10 protein-coding genes are annotated in these 12373 nt (G+C 40.3%); 1 reads left to right on the plus strand and 9 read right to left on the minus strand.

Annotated elements, in window-relative coordinates; all coding sequences use genetic code 11:
- Nucleotides 1–58: 58 nt before the first annotated feature.
- Nucleotides 59–961, minus strand: a complete 903-nt coding sequence (gene pfkB / locus DWW43_RS04040) for a 1-phosphofructokinase (protein ID WP_119962797.1) — start codon at nucleotides 959–961, stop codon at nucleotides 59–61.
- Nucleotides 958–1710 carry a DeoR/GlpR family DNA-binding transcription regulator gene (locus tag DWW43_RS04045; RefSeq protein ID WP_008400090.1) on the minus strand — a complete coding sequence of 251 codons (753 nt, stop codon included), beginning with the start codon at nucleotides 1708–1710 and terminating at the stop codon, nucleotides 958–960. Before DWW43_RS04045 ends, pfkB begins: the two co-directional genes overlap by 4 nt.
- A 508-nt stretch (nucleotides 1711–2218) precedes the next feature.
- Between DWW43_RS04045 and DWW43_RS04050 the strand changes: the two genes are divergently transcribed.
- Nucleotides 2219–3100, plus strand: coding sequence for an Ig-like domain-containing protein (locus DWW43_RS04050; RefSeq protein ID WP_119962798.1), 882 nt, complete (start codon nucleotides 2219–2221; stop codon nucleotides 3098–3100).
- A gap of 42 nt (nucleotides 3101–3142) precedes the next feature.
- Here DWW43_RS04050 and argJ read toward each other — a convergent pair whose 3' ends face one another.
- From argJ to DWW43_RS04085, 7 genes are all read right to left on the minus strand, one after another.
- On the minus strand, nucleotides 3143–4387 hold the full coding sequence (gene argJ, locus DWW43_RS04055) for a bifunctional glutamate N-acetyltransferase/amino-acid acetyltransferase ArgJ (protein ID WP_044944736.1): 1245 nt from the start codon (nucleotides 4385–4387) through the stop codon (nucleotides 3143–3145).
- A 116-nt stretch (nucleotides 4388–4503) separates the two neighbouring features.
- Complete coding sequence (gene gltX, locus DWW43_RS04060) at nucleotides 4504–6183, minus strand: glutamate--tRNA ligase (RefSeq protein WP_119962799.1); 1680 nt, start codon at nucleotides 6181–6183, stop codon at nucleotides 4504–4506.
- 601 nt (nucleotides 6184–6784) lie between these two features.
- Nucleotides 6785–7759 (minus strand): aldolase catalytic domain-containing protein, encoded by a 975-nt coding sequence (locus DWW43_RS04065; protein WP_008400103.1) that lies wholly within the window; start codon nucleotides 7757–7759, stop codon nucleotides 6785–6787.
- A 191-nt stretch (nucleotides 7760–7950) separates the two neighbouring features.
- On the minus strand, nucleotides 7951–9306 hold the full coding sequence (locus DWW43_RS04070; RefSeq protein WP_119962800.1) for a hypothetical protein: 1356 nt from the start codon (nucleotides 9304–9306) through the stop codon (nucleotides 7951–7953).
- A complete protein-coding gene (locus tag DWW43_RS04075) occupies nucleotides 9303–9962 on the minus strand; it encodes an ABC transporter ATP-binding protein (protein WP_119962801.1) in 660 nt (219 codons plus the stop codon). Before DWW43_RS04075 ends, DWW43_RS04070 begins: the two co-directional genes overlap by 4 nt.
- On the minus strand, nucleotides 9959–11212 hold the full coding sequence (locus DWW43_RS04080) for an FtsX-like permease family protein (RefSeq protein WP_119962802.1): 1254 nt from the start codon (nucleotides 11210–11212) through the stop codon (nucleotides 9959–9961). Before DWW43_RS04080 ends, DWW43_RS04075 begins: the two co-directional genes overlap by 4 nt.
- Before the next feature lie 10 nt (nucleotides 11213–11222).
- Nucleotides 11223–12251 carry an ABC transporter permease gene (locus DWW43_RS04085; protein ID WP_161117440.1) on the minus strand — a complete coding sequence of 343 codons (1029 nt, stop codon included), beginning with the start codon at nucleotides 12249–12251 and terminating at the stop codon, nucleotides 11223–11225.
- Nucleotides 12252–12373 lie beyond the last annotated feature (122 nt).

The following is a 12373-nucleotide window of genomic DNA, read 5'->3' on the forward strand; positions in this document are numbered from 1 at the left end:
ATACCGGTTTATCAGGATCTGGTCAGGTCAGTCGGTTCTTCTCCCTTTTCCCCAACTGTTAAAATTGTCCTAAAAGCTTCTCAACCTGGTCTTTAGTTGCAAGTCCTTCTGAAAATGCGGTTGCGCTGCCTGTTGCTGCGCCGTATTTTAATGCTTTCTTGTAATCATGCTCTGCAAAATAGCTTGCGATAAATCCTGCCACCATGGAATCTCCGGCTCCTACAGAATTAACAACTTTTCCTTTTGGAACGCCCATTCTGTATGTCTCTCCGGTCTCTGTGATCAGCATAGATCCGTCTCCTGCCATAGAGACCGCTACGTTTCTTGCTCCAAGTGCCTGTAATTTCTTTGCATATTCTTCAATCTCCTCATCGGAATGAAGTGTTACGCCAAACATTTCTCCAAGCTCGAAGTTATTCGGCTTGATAAGAAACGGATGATACTTGAGAACATTTAACAAGAGATCCTTCGTAGCATCGACTACGATATCAACCTTCTTGCCTGCAAGTCTTGCCATGATTTTCTCGTACACATCAGATGGTAAAGATGGTGGGATCGCTCCTGCCAGAACCAGACAGTCACCGTCTGTTAAACCATCTAATTTCTTATAAAGTTCTTCCAGTTCTGCATCGCTGATATTGGGGCCTTTTCCATTGATCTCTGTTTCTTCTCCGGCTTTCAGCTTAACATTGATTCTGCTAACGCCATCTGAAACCGTGATGAAATCAGCTTTTACACCAAGGGCAGCGACTCCTTCTTCAATCGCTTTTCCGGTAAAGCCTGCAACAAATCCAAGTGCTACAGAATCTACGCCCAAATTCTTAAGGACTGTCGAAACATTGATTCCCTTTCCACCGTAGAACAGGGCTTCTTCTCTGCTTCTGTTTACCGAACCGATTTCCAGTTTTTCTATTCTGACAACATAATCGATTGCCGGATTGAAAGTTACTGTGTAGATCATTCCTTCATTACCTCCTTTATGACTGTTGCATCTGCATACTTATCATTTACAAGTCGGTCGGTGATAATACACGCCTTCTTGATTCCTGCAAATGTAACCGCTGTAACCTTGTCAAACTTCGTGTGATCGGCAAGGACAACACTTGCATAAGATCGGTTGACCGCTTCCATCTTTACAAGTGCTTCTTCTACATCGACTGTCGTGAAACCGTAATCTGTATGTACACCGTTGGTTCCAAGGAAGCATTTTGAGAAATTGAACATCTTCATATTATTTACAGCATCTGCACCTACCGTAGATTCTGTGACCGGCTTTCCGAGTCCTCCGATCATGTATGCCCGAAGTCCTTTGTTCATCAGCCGTTTGATATGTGCAATTCCGTTTGTGACAAATGTCGCTCTGGTTGATTCCAGATACTCGATCATCCATCCGGTACTTGTTCCTGCATCTATGAAAATAAAATCGTCATCATTGATCATATTCACCGCATACCGCGCAATTGCTTTCTTTTCTTCCACACAGAGCTGCTCTTTTACACTGACCGCAATCTCATCTGCAATAAACTGGTGTGCAACTGCTGTAGCTCCTCCGTGTACCTTATTCAGTTTTCCCATTTCATCGAGAGCGATAAGATCCCGCCTTATGGTTGATTCTGATGCTCCTGTGCACTCTGTCATTTCTGCAACTGTGATCGTTCCTTTGTTCTTCAGAGCTTCCAGTATCTTGTTATATCTTTCTTCCGTAAGCATATATATAGGTCTCCTTATTATCAAATCATTTTATTATTTGCAATTCAATTCATATATATGCATTATAACCGATTTTTCATCCAAAATCAATCATATTCGTTCAACTTAGATTTATATTAACACACATTTCGTTCAGAATCAATCATTAATTTGCATTTTTTTTGAAGTTTTTTGAACAAATATGAAAGAAACAGAATTAAAGAAAGCAGGCAGTCTCGTTATAAGACCACCTGCCGGTCGATAACCAATCTGCTATATCGAATATTGCTGATTGATATATGACATCAGCCAAAGGGTCATAGCTGCGCCTCTTCCAAAAAGGATTTCATTATAGAGTTCTTTTTTGCGTACGAAATTCTAAAATATAAAATGGGACATCACCATATATTTCCGGTTGTTCCTGTCTAAAATTACATATATAATATAAATATCTGCATTAGCTGATATGGGGGGACTTATTAAGTTAACAGATCAAATATTTTAATTACATAATTCGGAGGTAATTTCTATGAAACATTCCAATTCTTTCTGGAAACGTACAATCATCGGATGCAGCCTGCTCGGTATGGTTATCGTAACTGCATTGCCAGCACAGGCAGCAGTTCAGGCAGCAACTTTAAATGAGCGCACAGTTTCCGCTGTCAGTACATACACAGGCACCAATGCTGCCCTTGCCACAAGTAAGACCGCAGCTATAAACACTGCCACTTCTACTACAAATACAACCACAAATGATGCCACCCTTACCGTAAGCAAGACTACGGCCAAGAAAGCTGCGCTGAATAAAACATCTTTAAAGCTGAAGAAGGGCAAAACTTACCAGTTAAAAACAAAAAATGTAAAGGGAACGGTAACATGGAAGTCTTCTAATAAGAAGATTGCCACAGTTTCAAAGAAAGGTAAGGTTACTGCAAAAAAGGCAGGCTCCACCGTTATTAAAGCTACCTATAAAAAGAACGGAAAGATAAAGACATTAAAGTGCAAGGTCACTGTTACAGCAGCGAAAAAAGAATCCCGTGAAGAGACTGTAAAAAAGAAAATCCTTGCATTACAGAATACATATAAAGAAGGTACAACATGGACAAATGACGACTTCTATTTCTGGAAGGCAAAGAACATGTACTGCTATGGCTGTATCGCCCTTGCCGGAAAGATCAGTGATACTGTATTCGGCAAAGATGCACCTGTAAAAACGCATAAAGATTTCTCCGCAATCAAGAACGGCGACCATATCCGGATCGGTAATTATCATTCCGTTATCGTCATCTCACATACGAGCGATTCCGTAACAGTAGTAGAGGGAAACTACAACTCCTCCATTCACTGGTTCCGAACCATAACGAAATCTTCCCTGCAGCAAACAGGCTTTTCAGTAGATACACGGTATTAAGCAAAAAGGTGACAGGTCAATATCTGACCTGCCACCTTTTATTTATGAACGATAATCCCCGTTGATCTTAACGTAATCATAAGTCAGGTCACAGCCCCACGCCTTGGCGGATGCTTCGCCCTGATTCAGATTGACGTTAATATAGATATCATCCTCAGATAATACCTCAGAGGCTTTTTCCTCAGAAAATGGAATACCGGAACCATTTCTGCACACCTCTACGATTCCCTTCTCAGATTCAAGATCTACATCTACTTTATCGATATCGAAATCTGCTTCTGCATATCCGATCGCACAGAGAATACGTCCCCAGTTTGCATCTTCACCAAACATCGCACATTTGGTCAGTGGGGAACGGATAATGCTCTTTGCAACGATGATCGCTGTGTCCTGATCCGGTGCTCCTGATACTGTACATTCCAGCATCTTGCTTGCGCCCTCTCCATCACTTGCGAGCATCATCGTCATACACTCCATAACGATGTACAGTGCTTTCTTGAAAATTGCATAGTCGTCATTTTCTGTTACGATCTCTTCATTTCCTGCAAGTCCGTTTGCCATGACACTTAAAGTATCATTTGTCGATGTATCACCATCTATAGACAGACAATTATAGGTTACCTTTACGATCTCACTCAGAGCCTTCTGGATCATATCGGCTGAGATTGCAACATCCGTTGTGATAAAGTTCAGCGTGGTTGCCATATTCGGATGGATCATACCGCTTCCCTTTGCCATTCCACCAAGACGACAGGTCTTGCCACCAAGTGTGAATTCTACTGCAACCTGCTTATCAACTGTATCTGTCGTCATGATCGCATTTGCAGCCTTATCATTGCCATCGGCACTTAAACCGCCAGCAAGCTCTTTCATGTGCTCTTCAAATGGTTCGATCGGAATGATCTGACCAATCACACCGGTCGATGCATTGATGATCATATCTGCATCGATTCCCAGTGCATCTGCTGCCAGCTCACAGATCCGCTCTGCCTTTTCCACGCCATCAGCATTACAGGTATTTGCATTCTTTGAATTAACGACAACTGCCATGGCTTTGCCGCCTGTTGCCTTCAGATGCTCCTTAGTTACAAGGATTGGCGCACCCTTTACCTTGTTCTGTGTATATACGGCTGCTGCATTACAGACTGTACTGCTGTAAACCATACCCAGATCATTCTTATTCTTATCGGAATTCAGTCCGCAGTTTATACCATTTGCCACAAATCCCTTTGCTGCACAGACACCACCGTCTACATATGTGTATCCTTCGTATGTTTTCTTCTTCATAATCATCCGTAGCCAAATCCTGTCGACTTCCACGTTTCATTCCACTACTGCCGATCAGTGATTCGCCACTGCCTCCTTTTTAAGATATATAAAACTCTGCCTGTATTTCTATTATCTTACTTGCCGATCGCTGCCAGGAACTTATCCAGTCTTCCGATCGTACGATCCTTGCCGATCACGTTCATGATCGTAGCAAGATCCGGTGAATTCTTCTTACCGGTTACTGCCACACGAACGATCGTGCAGACATCTGTGATCGATCCCTTATAAGCATCCGGATTCTTCTTATACTCCTTGACATTCGGACAATAGCCCAGCTTGTCGCCCATCACCTTCATCTCGGCAAACCAGTTCTCAGCATCTAAGAACAGATCCTTCTTATATTCATTGATGATCTCTGCCATCTGATCTGCATTATACTTCTCGTCGATCTCGTAGGAAAGCTTCAGCTCATCCTCCGGCACATAGAGATAGCCGAACATCTCTGCCAGATCTGACCACTTGCCAACATCCTTACGGACTTTATTTCCGGACATCTTCCAGAGACTGATCGTCTTTAAGAAGCTCTCTTTATCATTTGTGCCAAATTCATACAGCTTCTCATCAAATTCTTTTGCCCATGCCATGATCTTCTCATAGCACTTTTCTTCTGAAAATGTGGAGATCATCTCTTTGCTGACATCATTTAACTTCACCATGTCGAATAACGCACCGGATGCCGGCATCTTCGCAAGTGACAATGTAAAATCATCGATCGTCTTATCCGGATTTGCTGCATGCCATTCCTCATAATTGGAATTGGCGATCGTCATCAGATATTCCAGTACACTCTCGGATGGATAGCCCTGCTCCTGATAGAAGCCAACGGCTGCCTCCGGGTCTTTTCTCTTACTAAGCTTTCTCTTATGCTGATGTTCATTTCCATCCTCATCGACGGATATTTCCATCTTCATAATTGGTGAAATATGTGCATACTCAGGAAGTTCAAATCCGCACAGTTCAAATAACTGCTTATGAAGCGGATAGGATGCAAGCCATTCATCACCACGGATGACCATATTTGTTCTCATAAAATGATCGTCTACTGCATGTGCAAAATGATAGGTTGGGATTCCGTCAGATTTTAACAGTACAACATCCATCATGTTCTCAGGCATCTCGATCTTACCACGGATCGGGTCACTGTAAACAACTGTCTTGCCTGCCTCGCCCGGGCTCTTAAGTCTGACAACATAAGGCTCTCCGGCTGCCAATTTCTCCTCGATCTGCTCGTATGTCAGATTTCTTCCAACTGCATACTCTCCATAATATCCGATATCTACCTTTGCAGCCTCCTGCTTTGCTCTTATCGCATCCAGTTCTTCCGCAGTTGTAAAATCAGGATATGCATATCCCTCCTGCATCAGCTTCTTAACGCAAATCTGATAGATCTCTTTTCTCTCGCTCTGCTTATATGGTGCATATGTGACAGGGCTTCCTTCAAATGGTCCCTCATCAAATCCAAGATCAAACTTGTTTAAGGAATTGATGATCTCCTCCACGCCATTTTCAAGCTCTCTCTTTCTGTCTGTATCTTCTATTCTAAGATAAAACACACCACCGCTCTGCTTTGCAAGTTTTCTTGATATCATAGCAGCATATAAACCACCGATATGCATATATCCGGTTGGGCTTGGCGCAAATCTCGTTACCTTCGCACCCTCCGGCAAGTCTCTCTTTGGAAATCTTGCTTCGAGATCGTCTACCGTTCCTGTTATATCCGGGAATATTAATTCTGCTAATTTGTTATAATCCATCTTATCTGCCACCTCTTATATCAAATCTATTTTTCATTTCTTACCGCCTGACAGCACCTAATCGACTGTCAAAACACATATAGTAAAAAATACCACAAACCCCACATTTTGTACAGTTGTTTATTTCCTGTACACCACCGTACACCGTACGCCGTACAGTATGGGTTGACGGATATCTCCGATACGCTTCGTTTTCTATTCGGTTCACGCGCCCATTTGCCTGCAGTCGCCCAAACTCGCCTTTCAGGCTCAAACAATGGGCTTAATGCAGGCAGCTAGCGCAAACCTCATTACGAAAGCCTCGCTATGATCGTTGATATCCGTCAACCCATACTGTCGGCTGGTACCGGCATTGGCTGGTAATGCTTTTTCTGAACGGGGTACGTCTTGAAGATACTGCTCGAAGTTCGTAGAACTTATATTATATCTACAGTCTCCAAAGCGTAAATAAAATGGAAGACAGTTTTCCATATGATTCGCAAGTCTTGACATCCAACTTGTTACATATAGTAAATACTGTCTTCCATTTTTATTTCATATATTATTATCTGCCAAGCTGAACAATATCTGTAATACAGCACAAGCTACTACTCACAGTTGCTTATTCGCGATAAAGTAAGTAGCTGTACATGTCAGCGTATTCGTGTTTGCCCTGTTTGATGAAATCAATGGCCTCTCTTGGATGCTGGTTCAGCATACCGGTCAGCATGTACGGTACATCATAGCCCCATACAGCATCACCCTTTTCCTTTAACGGAACCATGTAACGCTCAATGAACTTCAGGATATGGTACAGATTGTACTTTGGATTACGAAGGAAGCCAAGCAGCAATTCCATCGCGCAATTTCCTGCACCTCGTCCCATAGAGCTTACCGTTCCATCTAACATGCTTGCTCCATGTCTCATTGCTTCAACAGTATTTGCATATGCCATCTTCATGTTGTCATGTGCATGAATACCAATCTTCTTACCGTATTTCTCTCCAACTGCCACATATTTCTGTGTCAGTCTCTGGATCTGCTCCGGGTATAAAGATCCGTAGCTGTCTACAATGTAGATTCCGTCTACATTTGATTTGCCTAACATCTCAAGAGCGATATCGATCTCTGACTCCTGATCCTTTGAGATTGCCATAATGTTACAGGTCGTCTCATATCCCTTTGCATGTGCATCCTCTATCATCTCGATCGCAGCAGGCATGGTGTTGATGTATGTAGCCACACGTATCATGTCAATAACACTGTCTGCTCTGTCAATAATATCTGTCTTGTAATCGCATCTTCCAACATCCGCCATAACAGATATCTTCATCTCTGTATTATTCTCTCCGACTATACTGCGAATGGCTTCTTCGTCACAGAACTTCCACTTTCCGAACTTTTCTACATCGAACATCTCCTTGGAAGCCTTGTAGCCGAATTCCATATAATCAACACCAGCCTTCAAATTTGCTTCATAAAGTGCTTTTACAAATTCATCTGTAAAATAAAAATCGTTGACAAGTCCTCCATCTCGAATTGTAGCATCAAGCACCTGAATATCAGGTCTGTACGTGATCATATCTCCGCCTATCATCGCTGTTTCCTCCTAAATCTTTTTTATCACCTGATGAGCCGATCAAACTCCCAGGGTTATCCAACGCTCTTTCTATTTATTTTCTCACTTTAACGCGTTGGCGTGAGTATAGTATAACAGCTTTTTAAAATAATGCAAGCACTTTTTTACTTCAACGCAATAAACTAATTCTTCCTTTCAATAACCTTTGACTATTTTATGTCAATTGGGGTTCCGTTTTCTGCATCAATTATCAATAATTCATTTGGATACACATCCGAATGATAAGTAATCAGCATATCGTCTAATGACAAAAATACCCATACTGGTTTGAGTGCATATGAACCATCCTTCAGTTTCTCCATATAATACGACAATTCCACATAATTAAAGGTAATATTTCCCGATATTTTTTTATTTGAATAATAATTTTTAATATTGTCATTTGCCACAGTAAGCATATCATCCCATGCTAACAGCTTTGTATCTTCCACCTTCCCAGTTCTTCGATAGTTATCATGGCATACCACACCTATAATTCCATTATCATTTATATTTACTTCATATGTCTGTGTCGTTAATCCTTCTTTTCGTTCCCCGGATTCATTCAAGCTTTCTACAAAATCAAAATATCCTATATATGGAGAATAACCATCAACCGTATCTGCAAAGGTGATATAATAGCCATCATAAACGGTCTTCGGTTCATTCTGCCCCAGAACCAAATCATAACACAACCATTCGGAAGCTGCTGTTTCCACAACCTCTGCATCCGTAATTCCAATACGCTTCAGAAAATCTTCTGCCTGTGCAACCATCTCCTCTTTTCCTAGTGTTGCTACATTCAAATCATTCGTCTGTACTAAATCCTGCTCCACACCCTCCCCATATTGCGTATGAGCAATAGCATATGTCACATTTTCTACCGAAAGCATTTCGGCGTTTAATTCTTCCGCATAACGTTTCAGCTCAAACCCACCATTTTGCAAAGTAAAATCAAGCAGAAACAGTCTGCCATTGATATATCCAATATAAACATCTACATCATAATTTCCTGCTGCTTCCAGTTCTTTGGCAGATGCCTTTTTCTCTATAATCTCCGCAAACATATCGTTATACATGGAAAGTGCATTTGTATCATTTTGCTGCATTGCTATGTCTATACATTTCTGATAATATGCTTCCATCTCCGCAAGCATATCCTCTGACATACTGCTTCCATCATATACATATATCCCTTTATCCTTCTCAAATATATGTTCTGCAATCTGCTGTTTGTATGCATTATCTACTGTTACTTCTTCATAATATACAGTTTTCATGGAATCTGTTTCCGGCACTATAATATTCTCTGTATTTAATGATATCGTATTGTCTCCGTTTCCGTCAAACGTATAAGACACCACGTTCGGAACAGACAAACTGCCTTTTAATCCACTTTCTTTCTCTCCCAAAGCTGCATCATATATAGCTTTTTTTTCTCCACAGCCACACAGCATAGTACATACCAGTATCACAAGAATGACGCCTGTTCTATATCTCGCTGTCTTATATCTTACTTTTCTCATATTAACCTTCCATCCTCAATATTTAATATCCTGTCACCCATATCTGCAATTTTTTCATCATGTGTAATGACTATCAAAGTCTTCCCGATATCATTCACACTTCGCAGAGTTTCCATAATTTCCACACCAGTCTTTTTGTCTAAAGCCCCGGTCGGCTCATCTGCCAGTATCATATCCCTGTCCGATGCCAGTGCTCTGGCAATTGCACATCTTTGCTGCTGTCCACCTGATATATTGGCAGGAAGTTTTTTTGCCAGATCTGCAATTCCCATCGCTTTCAGTTTTTCCATAACAATTTCTTTTCTCTGTTTTTTGGATAACCCATTTGCAATTAGCGGTATTTCAACATTTTCAAAAACTGTATAATGCTTCATAAGTGCAAATTGCTGAAAGATAAAGCTTACATTTTCTTTTCGGAAATTATGGAGTGCATTCCCTTTTAACTTATGTACCGCTATGTCATTATAATAATATTCCCCAGTCGTTAACGTATCCATCCCACCCAAAATATTTAACAACGTACTTTTACCGGAACCGGAAGTCCCCATAATCGATATGTACTCTCCATCTTTTATATCGAGCGAAATTCCATTTAACGCAGGTGTCTTTACTCCACCTGTCTCATATACCTTTGTAACATTCTTTAATTGAATCATGTCTTATCTCCTATCAGTTCGGACGCCGAATTCTTTTTTATTAACACAATTGGAAACACGGAAGAAACTGCTGTAATAACCGCCCCTGCCAAAATAAGAACAGGCAGCACATTTTTATACATAATCTGATTTAAAATTCTTTGGGATTCATAAATTGCTTCAAAAAAATATTTTGCAATTATTGACAGGACCGGGAGTACCAAAATCAACGAAACAAGCATTTTAAAACATTCCTCGAAAACAATAATCAAAATCATATCTGTTTCGTTAAAGCCATTTGCGTATAAAATTCCATATTCATATTTCCGTGTAAGAATATTCATACTTTGAAAACAGGTAAGTGATACGCAAATAGATATTGCAACAATTACAAACAAGTCAAATAAATACTGCCTTATGGATTTCGTAGACGCATCTGCCGCATCCATTACTGCAGCTATATTTGAAACTACAATTTCCACCCCTTGCTGTCCTGCAAGCAGCGTCAACCTGTATTTCACATCTTGAAACTTATAGCCATCTGCGATTTCAAAATACATATTTTCTCCACATGCATCCGGTTCCCAATCCACAACAGCAATTAGTGCATAATCTAATGATGTAGTCGTATAAAAAGAAAATTTATCCACTGTAACCATTGAATTCACTGGCATGCTTTGATTTTTATCTATATATCCAGCCACCATATATTCAAAATCATCTGAATCCGGCAAAACATCCCCAATCTTCAGGTCTTTTTGATATTTATATCCCACATATAGCGGAACATATCCTTTCTTCATCACCGTATTCACATCTTCAGATCCTTTTTTCAGTCTGATATCGAACAACGAAAACACATCTTTCTGAACAAACAATACTTCCGTATATGAATCTGCATCTCTAAGTTCGTCAAATATTCGTTTGTTCACGGATTGTCTGGTGCTGACAGCATCCCAGTTTTCTTGTGAAATTTCATATTCAGAAATAGAACCTGCCATTGCAATATAAGCCTGTGTGCGCATTCTGTTTATAAAGTCCATTGCCTTTTTTTCATCATCCGAACTGATTTCGATACATCCAACACCAGAGATATCCTCTGCAAAAGCCTTTTGCGTATCCTTTCGAAACTGACCAGTCGTTTTAAAAATAAAGACTGTTACGCCTAGGACAAGAAATGCAAAAAAGCTCATAAAAATTCCAGCTCGCACCTGTTTCCCATGCAGGGAAATATTATCAATTGTAAATTTTATTCTATGACGAAATTTCATTTTCTCCCCCTTATATTTTTGTCACCTGTATGGACTTCATCTTATTTATAAATAAGCAGACAGACAAGATACAAACTGCCAATGTCAGAACAAATCCGCATACCAGAATCAAAATCAGCCATGCTACCATATGCTCCGATGCCCGCCATCCATCTATTATGCTGATATAGGAAGTGGAAATTACTGCTGCCAGAAGCAATCCAATACCAGCTACCATAGATAATTCCTGAAAAACAAGCCAAATAATTTTACAATTACTGATGCCATACAGACGCATCACTAAAAAATCTTTTTGGCGACGCATCGTCCATACGCGTGCCAACATAACGCAATTAATAATTCCAAACAGTCCCATTATGCATACAACCATTGATTTTATGTTATATAAATAATCCCAGAAATTTCTAGACAAACCACCCTCTTGTCTTGCTAACTGACGTTTCAATAAATATCCCGGTTCACCCAGATACAAATTATCATTCTGTTTTAACATATCCTCGAATGTCTCACTGGATACCGGCTTCACATTGGAACCTATTGCTATCTGAACCTCGTCATCATTCATGATATTTCCTAATTCTTTCTGGAAAAATTTTGAATTCTGGTAGACTGTCCGTCCCCCGAATAACACGATAGAATCATCTTCTTCTGAAGCATTATAATTTTCAAAAACGCCGACAACCGGAATGTACATATCTCCAATCCAAATATATGACGTTCCATTCATTGTAACTGTTTCTGATTTCAAGCTTTCACCAAGCACAGCACATAATGTACTGTTGTCACCTGTCAAAGGATACTGTCCCTCTGCCAGATCACGATACCATGTTTCCTGATATGAAAAAATCACATCTAAGAAAACAATTTTTCTGCTCTCTCCAACCTTTAACCCCAAATCAGAAAGATACGTTGTAACCACTTGATTCGAAAGAATATCGACCATGCTGTCATTATCTTTTTTACATAACTTCAGACACTCAGCCTGCTGTTCAACATCCATTTCCACATATCCCTGTTCGTCCAACAGTTCCGTATCCATATATGCTGCGTTATAAGAATTTTTAGAATGTATGTACAAATTTTTTGTATACTCATAGGACACAGTCTGCTTTTTGTACTGCCATAACCAATTCGATACAGTGACATAACCTGTACATACCA

Source organism: Clostridium sp. AF15-41, assembly GCF_003604095.1.
Classification (GTDB): Bacteria; Bacillota; Clostridia; order Lachnospirales; family Lachnospiraceae; genus Coprococcus.